The organism is Clostridium sp. UBA5712 (assembly GCF_002419845.1).
Lineage (GTDB): Bacteria > Bacillota > Clostridia > Clostridiales > Clostridiaceae > Clostridium_J > Clostridium_J sulfidigenes.
Genome location: NZ_DIGW01000011.1, coordinates 570525 through 589855, shown reverse-complemented (window position 1 = coordinate 589855; position 19331 = coordinate 570525). Strand labels below are relative to the sequence as shown.

Genomic DNA, 19331 nt, shown 5'->3' with positions numbered 1-19331 from the left:
ATTTATTAAAATTATATCAATGGTTTCAAGCCCTAGAGTGTATTTATGCACACTCTAGGGCTTTTGTGGGTGGAAATATATTTATAACATTGGTTGATGGTATTCGGTTTTCAATGGTATGTAAAGATTATTATCTTGAGAATCATATTTCAAATATGAAAGCTTTTAGAGAGCAGTATAAAGGTAAATTTATATTAGAAGTAACTATTCTAAAGGGCTATAACGATGATGAAGAATCCATACAGAAACTAAAAAGTGTTATTAAAGAAATATCTCCTAACAAGGTAATTATTGAAAGATTAGAAGATGAAAAATTTAAGAAAAAACTTGGTATACCTGATGAAAGATTTGAGGAAATTTCAAATTCATTACTAAATATTTAGTAATGCTCAGATTTAATATAAATAATAAATATTTTAAGAGAATCCTAAATGTAAAAAGGATTCTCTTAATTTTTAATAAGTATTAAAAATCAGTAAGAATATTATGGATTAAGTTGTGTCATTAATTCTTAAAATATGTACAGTTATAGTAAATAATGGTATTATATTATGAAGAGTTGTACATATAAAGTTACTAATTCATACGAAAAAGGAGTAAATATAATGAGCGATGGATGGAATATAATAAAGAACAATAATGATATTGAGCATTTATTAAATGAATATTGTGGCTTTCATGATTCTTGTATCTGTAAAGTTGACTATATAAGTGGTGCAAGCGTTAATGAAGAAAGAACAATGACAGGTTGTAGTGCTGAAACTTCAAAATTGAAGGTTAATTTTCAAAGCCAAATGGTATTGAAAACTCTTCAGTTACAGTTTATTGGTTTGCGTCGTTTGAATTTAATAGGATATGAAAAAAACTATTTTAGTGATATTACATCATGTTATTTATCTATGCATGAGGGATATATACTTTGGGCTAATAATGATTGGTTTGATCCAGAAGCTCCTTGTGAAAATAAACTTTTAAATGAACCTATGGATACATTTATTGTAGCAGATAAGCTGCAATGGAGATTTATAGATGACAACAAAAAAAGGTTAGAAGAATAGGTAAAAGAAAGAGTATGGGGTGGAAATGTTTTTTCTGATTCGGAATTACAAAACTTAAAGTATCCACCTCTGAAAGATTTTTAGAAAACTTTTTATATAAAAGGAGGAAATGATGTTTTTTAATAATATAGAAACAGAAAGATTAGTTCTTAAAAACATATCCAGTGATGACAGAGATTTCATATTTAGTGAATTTTCAGATGACGTAGTTAATAGGTATCTATTTGATGCAGAGCCATTAACTGATGTTGAAGGTGCAGATGAAATTATTAATTTTTATACACAGCAGGAACCACGATTACAGAATCGTTGGGTTATAATAAGAAAATTAGATGAGATTAAAATGGGTACATGTGGGTTTCATTGTTGGAATCACAGAGAGTATAAAGTGGAAATTGGTTATGATCTTAAAGAAGAATTTTGGGGAAATGGGTATATGCAAGAAGCAATTAAAGAAATTATCGCATTCGCCATAAGAAATATGAATATAAAAGAGATAAGTGCATGCATTTATATTGACAATAAAAGGTCAATTAGTCTTGTTGAAAATCTTGGATTTATTTTATCTGGTTCAACATATGAATTATTTAGAGATAAAAAATATTTGCATAATATATATTCCCTTTATCTAACCAATTTAGCATAATCTATCTACGGCGTAATGGTGTTGGCCAAGCTTTAAAAATTAATCTTCCAGACAAAACATAACAAAAAAAGTCGGGAATAACTGCTTGAAAAGCAATATGATATAAATGTAGACAGGAGTGATGAGTATGGGATGGATTGAATGTATTGGGGAAGCTATTAGTTACATCGAGGAAAATATCACCGAGGAACTTACAATAGAGGAAATTGCAACACAGGCTTTGGTGTCACCTTTTTATTTCCAAAAAGGATTTGCAATGCTTTGTGGTTTTACGGTTGGAGAGTATATTAGACAACGTAGGCTCACTCTTGCCGGCAGTGAGCTTGTTTCTACTGATGAGAAAATTATTGATATTGCAGTGAAATATGGCTATAACTCACCAGATAGTTTCACAAAAGCCTTCACTCGTTTCCATGGTGTCACACCTACTGCAGTTCGAAAAGACGGAGCAATGATTAAATCTTTTGGGACCTTAAAAATCAAATTTTCATTGGAAGGCGGTTATATTATGGATTACAAAATTGTTGAAAAAGATTCATTTACAGTTATGGGAGTATCAAAGGTATTTAAATATGATAGTGCAACTAGAGAAATTCCACAGTTCTGGACAGAGCATTATCAAACAGGAAAGGGTAAAGTTGTGTGCGGAATGTACGGTGTATGCATTGATGAGAGTATGGGTTCAGATGAATTTGAATATTTGATTGCCGATAATTATATTCCATCCACAGTAACTCCAGAGGGTTTTATTACAAAGATTATTCCTAAACACACTTGGGCTATTTTTGCCTGTAAGGGAGCAATGCCAAAATCATTGCAAGATGTAAACCAAAAAATCTTCTCAGAATGGCTACCTAACTGTAAAGATTATGAAATTGCAGCTGGTTATAACATTGAAATGTATACAAATATAGCTGATTATCCAAAGGGTAATCAGGATGAAAATTATTACAGTGAAATTTGGATTCCTGTTAAGAAAAAATAATTAAAAGGTAAAAAGCCAATGCTTAGTGTTATTAAGTATTGGTTTTTTATGTAATTAGCAAATGTTAATGTGATATACTAAAAGAACACATATAATATAAATATTAAGCATATCTTTAAAGAAATATTTTTTCAAGAATATTGACAAACTTATGGCCAAATTAAAAGATGATATAATATAAAGGAGAAGATAAGAAATGTTTAGTTATAAAATATTAGATAAAACAAGTATTGAAACACTTCATAAAACGTTTTCAGATGCATTTTCTGATTATCAGGTTAAGATGGATTTACCTATCTGGAAGTTTAAGCAAATGCTTCAAAGAAGAGGTTATGTCTCCGAAATGTCCATAGGTGCATTTAAAAGTGAAATGTTAGTAGGATTCGTTTTAAATGGATTTAGAAATTGGAATGGAAAATCAACAGTATATGATCTTGGGACAGGCGTTACAGTTGAATATAGAAGACAAGGTATCACAAGCAATATGCTTTTAAATATCAAAAAAGAGCTTAAAGAAAAGCAAGTAGAGCAATATTTGCTTGAAGTAATTAAATCTAATACATCTGCGGTTGAACTATATAAAAAACAAGGCTTCGAGATTCAAAGAGAGTTCCAATGTTTTCATCTAGATAAAAATAAATATAATCCAATAACAACCTATAAGGTTGAACATGTTGACAAAATTAACTTAAGACAATTAACAGGATTTTGGGATTTTGAGCCATCTTGGCAGAATTCTATTGATTCTATAAGTGCTATACCAGAAGAATTTCAATATTCTATTGTGCGTTTTGATAACAAAATTGTTGGCTATGGCATTATTGATAAGAAAACAGGAGATATTCCACAAATAGCAGTGAATAAGGATTATAGGGGTGAAGGAATTGCAAGAAGTATAATTACAGATATGATAAAAAATACAGATCCACATAAAATTAGCGTTCTTAACGTAGATGATCAATCTGAATCTACTAAAAACTTTTTACTCCAATTAGGGTTTGAATATAGTGTTAGTCAGTATGAAATGCTTTTGAAGATATGATTTTATTGATCTGACATAACATAGGCTGGCTACTCAACTCGGGTAATATATTGTGGTATTATAGCATGCGTATATTGAAAAATAAGTAGGTTATAGAAATATATATTATGGGGATTTTAAGCATGCATACAACTGATGTTATAGGCAATTGAGTAGAGTTGATGACTAATAAGTTTAACATGTACTTTGGTTTATATATGGATGAAAAAGGAGTCATTTAGATATATAGAGCTATAAGAAATAGAGGAGTGAAAAAATATGAAAAGAACAATGCTAAAGAGTTCAGTAATTATGAAATTAAAAGAAAAGATTGAATTAGGAAACACTGAAGCTATACAAGTGTTTTGGAATAACATAGAGAAAGGTAATGCTCCATTAATAGAGAAGATAGATGGTGATTCGGAAAATAGTTTAGTTACTTTTGTTTATAAGGGCAATGGAGATATTGAAAATATAGTTCTTATATTACCAATAGGGAGAGATAACTTAGAGGAAAATAAAATGGAGAGACTTTTAGATACAGATATATGGTATGCAAGCTATGAAATTAATAGCAAATTACGCTTTCAATACTCTTTTTCTGTTAATGATTCTCTTGATGTTAATTGTGAAAAGAGATGGAATAACTTAGAATATGATAAGTTAAATAAAAATATATTAGTTTTTAAAGGTGAAAATGATGATGAAGATGAAGTAGATTCATATGTAGTAATGCCAAATGCAGAGGAAGAATTTTGGGTTAAAGAAAGAAATGATACTCATAAAGGAATCATACATGAACACGAGTTTTATAGTGAAAATATAGAAGGTAGTCGTAGAGTTACTATTTATACACCTTATGGTTATGATGAAGATGATAAACCTTATAAGTTTTTAGTTCTAACTGACGCGGAGGAGTACATTAATATTCTTTCAGCTAGAAATGTAATAGATAATGTAATAGCAGATAAAAAAATTGAACCTATAGTTGCAATATTTATTGGCTCTATAGGAATGAGAGATAAAGAATTAAGTTGTGATGATGCCTTTGGAGATATGATTGTTAAAGAACTACTTCCATGGATTAGAAATAATTATAATATTTCTGGTCAAGCTGATGAAGCTATAATTGGAGGATTAAGTTTAGGTGGATTGACGGCATCATATTTAGGATTAAAACATTCCGAAGTTTTTGGAAATGTACTTTCTCAATCAGGTTCCTATTGGTACAAACCAAAAGATCATGATGGTCATGAACTAGATTGTTGGATAAGTACTAAATTTAAGACAATAGAAAAGTTACCACTTAAGTTTTATTTAAATGTAGGGGTTCTAGAACATAAAGAAGGTATGATTGGTACAAATAATATATTAAAAGATGTTTTAATAGAAAAGGGATATGATGTCTATTTTGAGTACTTCAATAGTGGACATGATTACTTATCATGGGGTGAAACATTGGCTAATGGATTAATTTCATTAATAGGAGAAACTTGCTATTAAATATATGGCTAAATAGTATATTCTGAGTATGATTTCCAAAACTAATATATAATGTTTACAAATATTTTAATTAAGTGTATAATTTTCATATGTAACAGTGTAATTTTGAAAGGTGGAGTGCCATTCGGTCAAATTAGTACTATGTAATCAAAAAGTATAATTTGACACGGAGAAGTAAGATAGAATCATTTATTAAAATAGAGTGGTAAAACTGTTTGATGTGACAGTTTATTTGGTGAACCATTTTATTAGTATATGATTTTATTTTACTCTCTAGGCAATTGAACTATCTTTTTATGATAGAAGTCGTAGAGTAAAATCTACGGCTTTTTATTTTATTTAAATTATACTGTTACATTTATATTTTATATGACAAAATTAGTTTAAGAAGGAGATATAATTATGAAAAGACCATATGTGAACTTAAAAAGTGAAAATAAAATTAATGATTTTATGTTAGAATTACAAAATAGTATAAAAAAGCTTAAATCTTTAGAAGGAGTAATTGGAATAACCTTAAATGGAGGGATGTCTCGAGGTTATGTAGATTATCTATCTGAAATTGACATAGTTATTTATTTAGATAAAGAAAATTATGAACTATGGAATAATGGAAAATCACCTATACCAATTGGGATTACAATGGCTCAAAAATATCTTTACGATATAAAGATATTAAATTTGGAGGAAGAAAAACAGAAATCGTGGGATAGTATTGCTTTATGGGATTTATCTTATGCAAAAATTTTATATGATCCCAATGGAGAAATAAAAAAATTTGTAAGAGATAAACTTATAAATAAACCAGAACCATTACAAGCAGAAGGATTACTTTTTGATTGTTGGTGGTATTTTAGATTAGCAGGTGATATATGGATTCATAGGGGGGATACAGTGCAAGGTCATTATATGATGAATAATGCTGTCACTAAGTTAGTAGAAGCTCTATTTATAGTAAATGGTGAATACATTCCACATGAAAAATGGATTATTAATTTTAGTAGAACTCTTTCTTGGACACCAACACAATGGGAAACAAGAATTCTTAAAGTAATGAGTACAGGAGATTTATCATTAGAAAGTTTAATTAATAGGCAAAGTGTCATTGAAAAGTTATGGGAAGAAATAGATTTATATATTGTTAAAAAAGAGTGTCCACATTTTAAGCTTAGAGTTATGCAAAAAAGCTTTTATGACTTACTTAAACTGCTATTTGAAAATGATTTTGTAACAGTTGAGGAATGGAGTGAAAATGCCAGTTTATCCTTTTTATCAGGAGAACCTTTTTTTAGTTTTGTAACTATTAAAAATGGAAAAATAATTGTTGATAAAGAAAAAGCTTTTTCAATAAAACCCGAGGATTTATATTATTGGCATTATGAAATTTTAGAAAAAGTATTATTAGAAATATAAGGTTTGTTAATAAGTGGTATATTAGTAGAGTGATTAAGAGAAGAAAAATGCTCTTTTTTATTCGCAATGAAGGTCAAGAAATAGAATTCTTTATGATATATACTTTAGATATTGGAGGTGGAAGAATGAGTGAGGCTGAAACTATTATGGCGGTACAACGTATGCAAGAGTACATTGATGTTAATATTTTAAGAAAGATTACGTTAAAAGAACTAGCTGTTGTGGCAGGATATTCACCATGGCATGCTGCAAAACTATTCAAAGAAGTTACTGGTAAGGCACCATTTGACTATATTCGTGCATTAAGGCTTACTAAAGCTGCGTTAATACTACGTGATAGTAATGAAAAGATTATAGATGTAGCGATGGATTTTGTCTTTGACTCACACGAGGGATTTACAAGAGCATTTTCAAAGGAATTTGGGATGCCGCCAAGAAAATATAGTCAATGTACACCACCAATAAAACTATTTATGCCTCAGAAAGTTTTCGATACCTACCGAGCACTTCATAAAGGAGGAAAAAAGATGAGTGATAACAATAATACCAAATCTGTATTTGTACAGGTTATTCAGCGTCCTTCACGAAAAGTTTTGTTAAGGCGAGGAAAAAAAGCAACGGGTTATTTTGAATATTGTGAGGAGGTAGGGTGTGATGTATGGTCAGTACTAACAAGTGTAAAAGAAGCCATATATGAACCAATTGGAATGTGGCTTCCAAAACATCTTATTAAAGAAGGAACATCACAATATGTGCAAGGTGTAGAAGTTCCCATTGACTACACAAATGATATTCCTAGTGGATATGAACTTATAGAATTGCCACCTTGCAAATTAATGATTTTTCAAGGTGAATCCTATAATGATGATTTTATGGATGCAATCTATGAAGTGTGGAATCATATTGAAAAATTTGACCCTACTGTTTACGGATATCAGTGGGCACCAGAAACTGCACCAAGATTTCAGCTTGCACCAATGGGATACAGAGGATATATTGAAGCACGTCCTATTAAATCAATAAATTAAATACTGGATACAAAAACTTTTTTAAAGGCACTAAGATAATAAAATCTTAGTGCTTTCTTTGTATGCATATTTGTTTATGGATATGGAAAAACAATCTACAGACATTCAGAAAATATGTGATGTGATATAATAGAATAAAGTTTAAAAGTTACTATATATGGAATATATAGTATGAGAAATATTATACTGCGAAAAATATTTAGATATTGATCAAAGGAGAATTAAGTATGAAATATAACAAGTATTGGGAATTCGAAGGTGAAATTACAACTCTTTATAACCAGAAAAAATACAGAGAAGCCTTAAATTTATTAGAATATGCATCAGAATATCTTCCTAAACAGGAATTTGATAAGTATTTATTTGAAATAATGATTTTAAAAGCTGAATTTTATTCTCATGAGGAAATGTATGAAGAGTCTATTAATGTGATATCATATCTTCTTAATGAAGGATGGGCATGTGATAAGGAGATTTTTGATGAAGTTCATTTAAAAGCAGATATCAGGTATGTTGATCTTAAGAATAAAAATGATTCATTATTAGCAAAGGCTAGAGAAAAGGCTAGATTTAAATATGCTGTCCATCTACCGATTAATTACATTGAAGGAAAGAGGTATCCATTATTTATTACATTACATGGTGATCCTGGAAACATAGGTGAATTTAGTGAATACTGGAAGCCTGATGAATTTTTAAAGAAAGGTTTTATTGTTGTATATGTTCAATCTTCACAATTATATCGTCATAATGGTTTCAGTTGGACAATGAATCCACTTATTTCAAGAAATGATATCAAAGAATGTTATAATTTAATATTACAAGAATATTCCATTGATGAGGAGTGGGTAATAATTGGAGGATTCTCAGGGGGAGCAATAATAGCCTTAGACATTACATTTGCTAATGTGATTCCTATAAAAGGGTTTATTGCAATAGGTCCAGATTTTACAGAATCATTTACCAAGGTGAATGTTAAGCTTGCAGCTGAAAGAGGGGTTAGGGGCATATTTATGGAAGGAGAAATTATAATGCCATTGGAAGAGCAAGAAGAAATGATTAAAGTATTTGAAGAAGTTGATCTTCCCTATGAATTCTATGTAAATAAAGGTATAGGACATGCTATTCCACAAGATTTATCCGATAAATTAAATAAGGCATTAAGTTTTATATGTAATTGTTAATATTAAGTGTGCTACTTATTGTACTATAATCCTTTTGGTATTAGCACTATATACAAGCAATATTGTTAACCTTATAAAAATTATTTTAACTATACCACTTCTGTAATAAAAAACAATTTAAAAATCTAACTTTCATTAGGATGAAATCATAGTGATAGTAGTGCATAGCTGATAATAAAATATTATAATAAAGTAAAAGATAAATATGACTAGTTCTCTATATAAATATTTACATAGGGAAATAGGTTTATAGAAAACTATTTTTATAGTTAACTAGGGATATATTTAACTATAAAACTATATAACTAGTTAACTAGTTGTTCTGTTCATGCGGGTTTGAGGGCCTTTGTTAATTTTATGGATATAATAAATAGGCAGGGTTATAGTTAAAAATTAAATGGTTATAAAGGTTATGATAGACAAAAGAAAAAATACAAATATTATAGTGTTATGATAAGGGTGATTATGATGGTTTATTTAAGTGTTTTTACATTTCCAAATGATGATATAGAATTTGATTTTTTACTAGAGGAAAAAAGAACGTGCTACGACTCCTTTTATCCATTTAAGATATTATCAAAACATAGTTTTGAAAGAATTGATTTTGAACCAGTTACGATTTTATATGGTGGAAATGGTTCGGGAAAATCAACGGCATTAAATGTGATAGCAGAAAAAACAGGGATCAATCGAGATTCTATCTATAATAAATCTAATTTTTATCCTGACTATGTCAATATGTGTGAGATGCAACTTGAAGATGACATCCCTAAAAATAGCAGAATTATAACAAGTGATGATGTATTTGATTATATGTTGAATATCCGAAACCTTAACGAAGGAATTGATCAAAAACGGGAAAAACTTTTTGAAGAATACTTAGATGCAAAATATTCTCATTTCCAAATGAAGTCTATAGAAGAATATGAGCAACTAAAAAAAGTAAATACTGCTAGGAGTAAAACCCAGTCAAAGTTTGTGAGAAATGAAGTTATGGATAATGTAAGGGAGTATTCAAATGGAGAAAGTGCATTTCGATATTTTATTGAAAAAATTTCAGAAAATGGATTATACATATTGGATGAGCCTGAAAACAGTCTTTCTCCCAAACGTCAGATGGAATTAATGAAATTTATCGAGGACTCTGCACGGTTTTTAGGATGTCAATTTATTATATCAACACATTCACCTTTTCTCCTTGCTATGGGTGGAGCAAAAATATATGATCTTGATGAAAATCCAGTTGATGTGAAAAAGTGGACGGAATTAGAAAATGTGCGTTCATATTACGAATTTTTCAAAAGATATGAAAAGGAGTTTTGACGATGTAGGAGAGTAGATAGATGATTAGTATTCTATAGCCAATTTAATAAAAGGAAGGATTTCATAGTAAAAATCAGGGTGATTACGAAAATTTATGGTAGACAGAAGAAAGAAAAGTTAGTGACGTCTAATAACTAATAGGAATTGCTTTTCAATTCTAGAACAGGATAATAAAAAATATCCCGCAATAAGAAGCGGGATAAATTCTATTAGAAAATCATATTTGGTTTTTATGGCAATTAGACAAAATAAGTTTATCTTTTGCTCTATTTATGATATTTTCCTGTACACTCTACCATATCAAGCTCAATCACAGCTGTACCCTTAATCATTTTATCAGGAAGCTCTTTTCCAGCAAACTGTGGAGTGTACTTTTCAACTAGCTTATTCAACACTTCATGTTTATAATCCAAGTCCTCAAGCAGTGAAGCGTTTCCAACAATTACAACGCTATTGTACTCTGCCTCGGTGTCACAGGCATTCTCGATATTGTCAGTCAAGAGACCAAACAATTCATCAACCTCAAAGCATACTTTGGGGTTTCTATTTATATTATCGATTTTTTGTCCCTTTGGTAGACCATGCATATAAATTTTGTTATTGTAATAAATAAAGTGCATGGCAACCACATATGGATAACCATCCTCATTGATAGTAGCTAATCGTCCGGTATCCGCACGATGAAGGAGCTCATCAATCTGCTCCAACGTTAACTGAAACTTCTTCATTCTATATTGCATAACTTAATTATCCTCCTAATCATGTAAACTTGATTTCTATTCAAGATATATATGTACTTGATATAGAATTAAACATATTATAGCATGGAAGTGAACCTATTAAAAGTTACACTTATATGATATAATATAGGATACACTTTGGTATAAGGATGGTTATAATTATATGATTTATATTCAAGAAAATTCAAATGATCCAATGTATCTTCAAATTTATAATCAGGTCAAAAAAGATATTGAACAAGGAAATATTGCACATGGAGAACGGCTTCCAGGTATTCGTACACTAGCCCAAACATTAGGTATTGCACGAAATACTGTTAGTCAGGCTTACACCCAGCTTGCTGTGGAGGGATATATTCAAGCAAGACATGGGTCAGGTTTTTTTGTTCTGGATACTTCAAGTGAATTTACGGAGAGAAATTATGTGCCGCAGAGTATAAATGCCTTATCTATCAAAAAATCAGAACTGAAGAAACCTGTAATTCTATATGATTTTCAGTACGGTACACTTCCTTATGAGCAATTTCCTTTCAAGTTATGGCGAAAATACACCTCTCAAATTCTCCTATCATCGCAAAAAGAAGTAGTTAATCATTATCCAGATAAGCAGGGTGATCTATTATTAAGAGAAGAAATCGGAAAACACCTGTACAAATCAAGAGGTATGGTTTGTAGTAAGGAACAAATTATCATCGGTTGTGGGCTACAATATTCCTTAAATATTTTGTGCACTCTTCTGCGTAAAGAAAATAACACTATTGCAATGGAGGAACCAGGATATAATGGAGCAAGGGATGTATTTATCAACAACAATTATAATGTACATGCAATCCCAGCTAGTAAAGATGGACTTATCCTTTCATCAATTTGCTGCTCTAACGCATGTGCTGCTTATGTAACACCTTCCCATCAATTTCCTTATGGAACTGTAATGTCAATTGTGCAGCGTAAGGAGCTCCTTAATTGGGCAAATGTTAACAATGCTTACATCATTGAAGATGATTATGACAGCGAACTCAGATATGATGTCAATCCAGTGCCAGCACTACACTCTTTAGATGCCGAAGATCGTACTATTTATATTGGAACTTTTTCAAAGTCTCTTTCCCCTTCTCTGAGGGTGAACTATATGGTGTTGCCAGTACGCCTCCTAAAGAGGTATCATAGTTTATTCTGTTCTCATAGTTCTCCTGTATCATGGTTAACGCAACGTGTTTTAGCTGCATATATGAGAGAGGGAAATTATGAGCGTCATATTCGAAAAATGTGCATTACCTACAAAAGGTGTCATGATATATTTTTACAGGAAGCGACGAAAATGTTTGGAAAAAAAGTAATATTACATGGTCGTGGAGCAGGGGTGCATTTCGTTTTGGAGTTTCCGGGTGGTGAAGAACAAGATTGGCTTATTAAACAGGCAGAAAAAGTCGGAGTCAAAGTATATTCTATGATTCCATTTTGGAATGACAGGAGTGAATATCCCCGAAACATTATATTTGTAGGATACAGCTTACTGAGTGAACAACAGATACGAGAAGGTATCGCATTGCTACACTCTGCATGGTTCAATACATTAACATAATGAAAATTCAATGGTGAAACTTCGGAAGACATGGTAGGTAAATAAATGTATACTAAATATATAATATGGCAAGGATGTTATCCATAAACAAATAGAAAAAGAAATTGAGGATTTTTTTGATAAAAGATGGATAAAAATGCTTTTGATTAATTATATTGACATAATAATAAACCAATGCTATCCTTATAAAGAATTTAAAAATATAATATAGTATCTTATCAAGAGAGGCAGAGGGACTGGCCCTATGAAGCCCGGCAACCAAAGGTAGTTATTTTAAACTTTATGGTGCTAAATCCAGCAGGATTAACCTGGAAGATAAGAATTGGAAGAACATAACTTCTTGCATTATCTTTTAGGTAAGGCAAGAAGTTTTTTATTTTCAGATGCCTAAGATCACTAAGTCTTATACAAAAAAATTAAAACATTAATTAACTAAGGAGGAAAAAATGAAAGATAACTTGAAAAAGGGCAGTGCTATTGCTTTGTTACCATTATTTATTTTTATAGCAGTTTTTATGGGGATATCATTAGTTACAAAGGACTTTTATGCTATGCCTGTAACTGTACCATTTTTATTAGCAGCATTAGTAGCATTATTTATGAATAGAAAAGTATCACTAGATAAAAAGTTAGATGTATTCTGCAAGGGAGCAGGAGAACCAAACATCATTTTAATGTGTCTGATATTTATATTGGCAGGGGCTTTTGCAGAGGTTGCTAAAACTATGGGAGCTGTAGAATCTACTGTTAATTTAGGGCTTACATTTTTACCAAGTAACATATTAGTAGCTGGAGTTTTTATAATTGCATGTTTTATAGCAATATCTATAGGTACATCCATGGGAACAATAGTAGCATTAGTTCCTATAGCTACTGGAATTGCGGCTAAGACAGGTATACCTATAGCTTTAGTGGTTGGAGCTGTTGTTGGTGGAGCAATGTTTGGGGACAACCTTTCTATGATTTCTGATACAACTATAGCAGCCACCAGGACTCAAGGCTGTGAGATGAGAGATAAATTTAGAATGAATTTTACAGTTGTATTGCCAGCAGCAATAATAACAACTTTAATATTCACTTTTATAACATTGGGGCAAGATTCTAAGGTAGTAGGGGATTATTCATATAGTTTAGTTAAAGTTTTACCTTATGTAGGAGTATTACTTGCTGCACTTTTAGGGGTTAATGTGTTATTAGTGCTAGTTGGAGGAATCTTATTTGCAGGAAGCATAGGAATATTTACGGGAGCCTTTGATATAATAGGTCTATTGCAGGCCATAGGCAAAGGAATTGGGGGAATGTCTGAGCTTGTAATAATTTCAATGATAATTGGTGGAATGGTTGAAATTATAAAATTCAATGGAGGGATTGAGTTTATACTAGGATTTATTACAAAAAGAGTTAACAGTAAAATAGGAGCTGAATTTGGAATTGCCACATTAGTAAGTTTAGTTGATATATGTACAGCTAATAACACTATAGCTATAGTTACTGTAGGGCCTATAGCTATAGATATATCCAATCAATATGATATTGAACCTAAAAGAGTAGCGGGTATATTAGATATGTTTTCTTGTGTGTCCCAAGGAATTATTCCTTATGGTGCACAACTTTTATCAGCATCAGCATTAGCTAAATTGTCACCATTTATCATAATGAAATATCTTTATTATCCATATTTAATGGGGATAAGTGCCCTTATAGCAATTGTATTTGTACCTTATTTAAAATTAAAAATCAAAGAGAAGCTATAAGAATATTCACTTGAAATCATATTTTATTATAAATACTTAGCAAAACAGGAACAGTTTTCTTTAAAGGTTGTTGTTATAATAAAATTAACTTATTAGAACGGGGCAGTTAGAGGTGACATTGAATTATAGTAAGGAATCGAAAATATTATTAGTACAAGGTCATTGTATAGTATGTCCCCCAATAAGTATTTACGATAAATCAAGGAAGAAAGGTGATAAATGATGTTAAGTTATTATGGTAGATTATCTTCAGAAGTATATGATATGGATAAGCCTATAGGGCATTCTTTTGGAGATGTAGAATTTTACATGAATAGATTAGAGTCTTGTAAAGGACCTATTCTTGAACCTGCAACAGGAACGGGGCGTATATTAATTCCGCTTTTAGAAAAAGGATTAAATGTGGATGCATTTGATATTTCAAAAGATATGTTAAATATATGTGAGCATAATTGTAAAGAAAGAGGTTTGAATCCTAAACTTTTTGAAGGTAAGATGGAGTCTTTTTCACAAGATACAAAATACGATGCTATTATAGTGCCAACTGGAACCTTCCTTCTACTACATAATAGAGAAGATTCAATAAAAGCATTACAAAACTTTTATAGGCATTTGTCTAATGGTGGTAGATTAATTGTTGATATATTTTTGCAAACAGATATTTCAACAGGTACAGTTTCCACAAAAACTTGGGACTGCTCTAATGGAGATATAATCACATTAGAAAATAAAATTGTAGAGGTTGACTATATAAATCAATATACCATTTCCCATGGGAGATATGAAAAGTGGCGTAAAGGGGTACTTTTACAAACTGAATTGGAGCGGTTCCCATTAAGATGGTATGGTGTAGAAGAGTTCAGACTAATACTTGAAAGTATAGGATTTAAAAATATTGTGATTTCTTCAGACTATAAATTTGGTCAGTATCCATCGAATTCTGAGCAAGTCGTTACCTTTGAAGCTGTTGCTATTAAATAGAAATATATTAATGTTCCCTCAGACTACGGTCTGAGGGATTTTTCCTTTAGGGAGTGATCAAATACGAAAAAGTAATAGCTTTGTGTAGTAGATATAAAAAATTATATTTAAATTTTTGATTAATTATAAATGTTAACGTAGATAAAAAATTACAAATAATATAATATTAATATATAATATTCTCGTATGAAGGTGAAATTTATGAAATGGTTACTAGAAAAATATAATGTGAAAACTATAAAACCATATTTATGGATATTTTCCATAGGAATAAGTAGTATATGCTATTTTTTTATAAATAATTATCAGAATCCCAAATTACATTCCGTATATACAGATATAGATGATTTAATTCCTTTTGTAAGTGTATTCATTCTTCCATATATGATGTATATGCCAAATTTAATAATCTCACTTATAATAATGTGTTATTGTGATGAGGAAAGATATTTCATTTCACTTTTGACTTTAAATATAGTTAATTGTATTTGTCTTATAATTTATCTAAACTTTCAAACCTATGTTCCAAGGCCAATAATAATCCATGATGATTTTCTATGCAATTTTGTAAAGTTTATTTATAGTAGGGACAACCCCTATAATTGTTTTCCTAGTATTCATGTAGCAGCAACTTTTTCAGCTTTAAAGGGAATAAATAAGCTTAAAAATATGCCAACAAAATATAAGATTGGATTTAATATAGTTGGATGGTTAATTATAATCTCAACTCAATTTGTAAAACAACATGTGATTATAGATTTGTTAGCTGGATTAGTTTTAGTGGAGGCTGTTTATAAGATTATAGAATATTTATATTACAATAAACATTACCTAAAGGGATTTATTAAAAATAAAAAGAAAGATGATGAAAAGGGTATGGCACAATAACTATGAAGTTGTGATATTATCCCCTCTCAGGCTTATGTTTGAGAGGGGTCTTTTTATGTGTCATTTTTCTTGTTCTTTTATAAACATATTTTTAATTTTGTGCTGGGTAACTACAACATATCAAAGAAATCCATGTAATTAATTCCCATATTAAAGCTACAAATGAAAATATAATGAAATTTAATGTATAGGTAAATTCAATTGAATGACAACTTTCTATTTGAAATTCAAATTAGACTGCCTTAAGTGTAAAATATATAATTAAAAGTATTGATGTATGGAGGGGAATTATGGGTACTAACATAAATATTGTTTCGGGATTTTTAGGGTGTGGAAAGACAACATTTTTAAATAAAGTAATTCCAAATATGCAAGGAAGTAATGCTTTAATTGAAAATGAATTTGGCAATATTGGTATTGATGGGGATTTAATACAACATAGTCTTCCAATTAAAGAGATTTATTCTGGATGTATTTGTTGTACAGTTAAAGAAAATTTTAATAAAGCCTTAGAGGAATTAGTCTTAGAGTATAAACCAGATAATATATTTATTGAGCCTTCAGGTGTAGGTAGTTTATCAGATATACTAAAGGTTTGTAATAGGGTTTCCTCAAATTCAACCTTAAATATAAAGATTAAGGATGTTATCACCATTGTAGATGTAGATTCCTTCAATGATTACAGTGAGAACTTTGGAAGTTTTTATTTAGATCAAATAGAAAATGCTCAGATGATTTTTTTAAGTCATTTTGAGAATCTAGTGGATAGTGAAGTTGAAGAGATTATTGAGAAAATAAGTTTAATAAATCCCAAGGCTACAATTTTTAAAGAGCCATGGATTTCTTTATCAGGGGAAGAAATTGTTGAAACAATAAACAGTATGGAATCCTATAAAATTGAGTTAAAGGATAGGCCTGCTTTTCTGGCAGCTAATAAGATGTTTGAAACTTTTTCTATAGATAAGCTACGGGCTTTTTCAGACAAAGAAATAGATAAAATATTACTTTCTTTAAATAAAAAGGAGTATGGTTTTATTGTAAGAGCTAAGGGAATTGTTCAGCTTTCTACAAAGAAACTGGTTTACTTTGATTATACTCCACACCATTATCATTGGGAGTATTTAGAATCAGTAAAAACTACAAAGGTAACCATAATTGGCAGTAACTTAGATAAGAAAAAAATAGTAGGGATTTTTTGTTAATAGATTAGGGGGAGTACCATGGGAAAAATAATTGATTATAAATGTACATATGGTAATGAACAGGGAATTAGTAAAGAAATTATTGAAAAAACCAATTTGAAATTTCCTGATGCTTATAAAAATTGGGATAGTATGGTGACACTTGCCAAGGAGCTTAAGGAATACTATAAGGCCAATGTTTGTACACTACCCTTCTGTCATACTGTGGAAGGGGAGGCGCTAGGGGGAAAAGTTAATCTTGGGGATGAGAACATAGGACCAAGAGCCAAAGAATATATTTGTACAACTACAGAAGAACTGCTAGATTTACCTAAAATTGATTTTTCAAAGGGAAGAATTTCCGAAGTTTTAAAAGCCTGTAAGTCTTTGAGAGAACAAGGTGAAAATGTGATTTTAAATGTTTCGGGACCATTTACAATAATGAATGTTTTAATTGAACCAAGGGTTATTTTCAAAACTTTTAGAAAGAATCCAGAGTTAATTAGGGAAGTTTTTAATAAATTTCAACATGAAATAATTGAATTTATAGAAGAAGCACAAAAAGTAGGGGTAAACATTATTAGCTATGCAGACTCTTCTGGGGGAGTTAATATTCTTGGACCTAAGTTTGCAGAACAAGTAGTGGAAATGTTTACTTATCCTTTATTAAAAACAATGGATAAAACCATAAATGAAGAAATGATAATAGTACTTTGTCCGAAAACCACTTTTTCTTTACTAGGAACAGATAAAGCAGTATGGAAAGATGTTTCCTTAGGAGGATCTTCAAACTATGAAGAAGGCTGCATAAAGGCAATTGGACTTGCAAAATTTGTTGGACAAACATGCATGAAAAATAAAGACTTTCAGTTAAAAGATGGGGTTATTAAAACCCTTGAATTACTATAAATAACACCTTAAAAAAAGGAGATGGTTGTATATGCACAAGGATGATAAAATGACCCCAATTGAAAGGTTAAATGCCTTCATGACAGGAAAACCTATGGACAGAATACTTGCGATGCCTGTAGCTTGCTCTATGTCTGGACTAGCATTAGGAATGACCCACAAAGAGAAAAGAAGTAGTGCGTTAAATGAAGCTAAAGCACAGATAGCTTGTTATGAAAGGTTTGGAAACGATTTATTAGTGGTTGAATATGGATTACATGGGGTAGGTATTGCATTAGGTAGTAAGATGAATGATCCAGAGGAATCTGTACCAGCAATTATGAGTTATGTTTTAGAGGATTTAAATGATATAGATAAACTTGATATGTCAAAGTTAGAATTAAAAAATGATAAACTTTTCCAATTACATATTGAGGCTGCAGAAATATTAATTGATAAGCTAGGTAAAGAGGTTCCAACAGGGGTTTTAATATCTGGACCCTTTACTGCAGCAGCAAGTATTTATAAAACAGAAAATTTTTTAAGAGCAACTAGAAAAAATCCAGAAAAAGTACATGAGTTAATTAAGTTTTGCACAGAAGCATTAAATATGATATGTAGAGAATTTATAAAACGAGGTGTTCTTATATTGCTATGTGACCCAATTGCATCAGGAACAATTCTTAATAGAAAACAATATTTAGAATTTGTATTACCTTACACTATAGATTTAATGCAGGATATTCATGAGGCAAAAGGCTTAGTTTGTTACCATATTTGTGGAGACACAACATCAATAGTAGGGGATATGGTAAAGTCCGGTTGCGATATGTTAAGTATAGATAATAGAGTTGATTTAGCTTACACAAAACAAGTAGCAGGGGATAAAGTTCCAATTCTAGGTAATGTAGACCCAGTAGAAGTTCTAATTTTAGGAAGTACACAGGAGGTAGATTCTGCAGTAAAAACTTGCATGCAAAAGGCTTATGATAGTCCTTGTGGCTATATTTTAGCATCAGGTTGTGACCTTTCAGGAAATGTTCCTTTAGAGAATATTGATCAATTTATGGCCTCTGCAAGAAAATATGGAAAGTGGCCAATAGATCCGAAAAATTTTATGTAAAAATATATGTTTGAAAAATTTTGTAATTAAAAT

Annotated in this window: 18 protein-coding genes and 1 riboswitch; of the genes, 17 read left to right on the top strand and 1 reads right to left on the bottom strand. The window is 30.5% G+C overall.

What is annotated here, in order from left to right; genetic code table 11:
- Positions 1 to 89 precede the first annotated feature (89 nt).
- The 10 genes from B3B03_RS09035 to B3B03_RS08990 all read left to right on the top strand — a co-directional run bounded on the left by B3B03_RS09035 (position 90) and on the right by B3B03_RS08990 (position 10161).
- The gene (locus tag B3B03_RS09035) at positions 90 to 383 is read left to right on the top strand and encodes a hypothetical protein (protein ID WP_414632830.1); all 294 of its coding nucleotides are present in this window, start codon (positions 90 to 92) and stop codon (positions 381 to 383) included.
- Between the two features lie 222 nt (positions 384 to 605).
- The gene (locus B3B03_RS09030; protein WP_346877056.1) at positions 606 to 1058 is read left to right on the top strand and encodes a hypothetical protein; all 453 of its coding nucleotides are present in this window, start codon (positions 606 to 608) and stop codon (positions 1056 to 1058) included.
- Between the two features lie 112 nt (positions 1059 to 1170).
- A complete protein-coding gene (locus B3B03_RS09025; RefSeq protein ID WP_346877055.1) occupies positions 1171 to 1704 on the top strand; it encodes a GNAT family N-acetyltransferase in 534 nt (177 codons plus the stop codon).
- A 127-nt stretch (positions 1705 to 1831) separates the two neighbouring features.
- Entirely contained in the window at positions 1832 to 2689 is an 858-nt protein-coding gene (locus B3B03_RS09020) for an AraC family transcriptional regulator (RefSeq protein ID WP_346877054.1), read from the top strand.
- Positions 2690 to 2885: 196 nt separating this feature from the next.
- Entirely contained in the window at positions 2886 to 3731 is an 846-nt protein-coding gene (locus B3B03_RS09015; protein ID WP_346877053.1) for a GNAT family N-acetyltransferase, read from the top strand.
- Between the two features lie 258 nt (positions 3732 to 3989).
- On the top strand, positions 3990 to 5213 hold the full coding sequence (locus tag B3B03_RS09010; protein WP_346877052.1) for an alpha/beta hydrolase-fold protein: 1224 nt from the start codon (positions 3990 to 3992) through the stop codon (positions 5211 to 5213).
- A 402-nt stretch (positions 5214 to 5615) separates the two neighbouring features.
- Complete coding sequence (locus tag B3B03_RS09005; RefSeq protein ID WP_346846384.1) at positions 5616 to 6626, top strand: DUF4037 domain-containing protein; 1011 nt, start codon at positions 5616 to 5618, stop codon at positions 6624 to 6626.
- Positions 6627 to 6751: 125 nt separating this feature from the next.
- Positions 6752 to 7654 carry a helix-turn-helix transcriptional regulator gene (locus tag B3B03_RS09000; RefSeq protein WP_312654245.1) on the top strand — a complete coding sequence of 301 codons (903 nt, stop codon included), beginning with the start codon at positions 6752 to 6754 and terminating at the stop codon, positions 7652 to 7654.
- Between the two features lie 227 nt (positions 7655 to 7881).
- Positions 7882 to 8838, top strand: a complete 957-nt coding sequence (locus B3B03_RS08995; RefSeq protein WP_346877051.1) for a hypothetical protein — start codon at positions 7882 to 7884, stop codon at positions 8836 to 8838.
- 468 nt (positions 8839 to 9306) lie between these two features.
- Positions 9307 to 10161 carry an AAA family ATPase gene (locus B3B03_RS08990; protein WP_346877050.1) on the top strand — a complete coding sequence of 285 codons (855 nt, stop codon included), beginning with the start codon at positions 9307 to 9309 and terminating at the stop codon, positions 10159 to 10161.
- 266 nt (positions 10162 to 10427) lie between these two features.
- On the opposite strand, the gene B3B03_RS08985 is transcribed toward B3B03_RS08990, so the two are convergent.
- Positions 10428 to 10901: a pyridoxamine 5'-phosphate oxidase family protein gene (locus tag B3B03_RS08985; RefSeq protein WP_346877049.1), complete on the bottom strand. Its 474-nt coding sequence runs from the start codon at positions 10899 to 10901 to the stop codon at positions 10428 to 10430.
- Between the two features lie 163 nt (positions 10902 to 11064).
- Between B3B03_RS08985 and B3B03_RS08980 the strand changes: the two genes are divergently transcribed.
- From B3B03_RS08980 to B3B03_RS08950, 7 genes are all read left to right on the top strand, one after another.
- The gene (locus tag B3B03_RS08980; RefSeq protein WP_346877048.1) at positions 11065 to 12483 is read left to right on the top strand and encodes a PLP-dependent aminotransferase family protein; all 1419 of its coding nucleotides are present in this window, start codon (positions 11065 to 11067) and stop codon (positions 12481 to 12483) included.
- 212 nt (positions 12484 to 12695) lie between these two features.
- Positions 12696 to 12805, top strand: a riboswitch (SAM riboswitch).
- 124 nt (positions 12806 to 12929) lie between these two features.
- A complete protein-coding gene (locus B3B03_RS08975) occupies positions 12930 to 14237 on the top strand; it encodes a Na+/H+ antiporter NhaC family protein (protein ID WP_346877047.1) in 1308 nt (435 codons plus the stop codon).
- 219 nt (positions 14238 to 14456) lie between these two features.
- On the top strand, positions 14457 to 15218 hold the full coding sequence (locus B3B03_RS08970; RefSeq protein WP_346877046.1) for a class I SAM-dependent methyltransferase: 762 nt from the start codon (positions 14457 to 14459) through the stop codon (positions 15216 to 15218).
- Between the two features lie 201 nt (positions 15219 to 15419).
- Positions 15420 to 16106: a phosphatase PAP2 family protein gene (locus B3B03_RS08965; RefSeq protein ID WP_346877045.1), complete on the top strand. Its 687-nt coding sequence runs from the start codon at positions 15420 to 15422 to the stop codon at positions 16104 to 16106.
- A gap of 290 nt (positions 16107 to 16396) precedes the next feature.
- Entirely contained in the window at positions 16397 to 17308 is a 912-nt protein-coding gene (locus B3B03_RS08960; protein ID WP_346877044.1) for a GTP-binding protein, read from the top strand.
- An 18-nt stretch (positions 17309 to 17326) separates the two neighbouring features.
- Positions 17327 to 18196, top strand: coding sequence for a uroporphyrinogen decarboxylase family protein (locus B3B03_RS08955; protein ID WP_346877043.1), 870 nt, complete (start codon positions 17327 to 17329; stop codon positions 18194 to 18196).
- Positions 18197 to 18227: 31 nt separating this feature from the next.
- Complete coding sequence (locus B3B03_RS08950) at positions 18228 to 19298, top strand: uroporphyrinogen decarboxylase family protein (protein WP_346877042.1); 1071 nt, start codon at positions 18228 to 18230, stop codon at positions 19296 to 19298.
- The last annotated feature ends 33 nt before the right edge of the window (positions 19299 to 19331 follow it).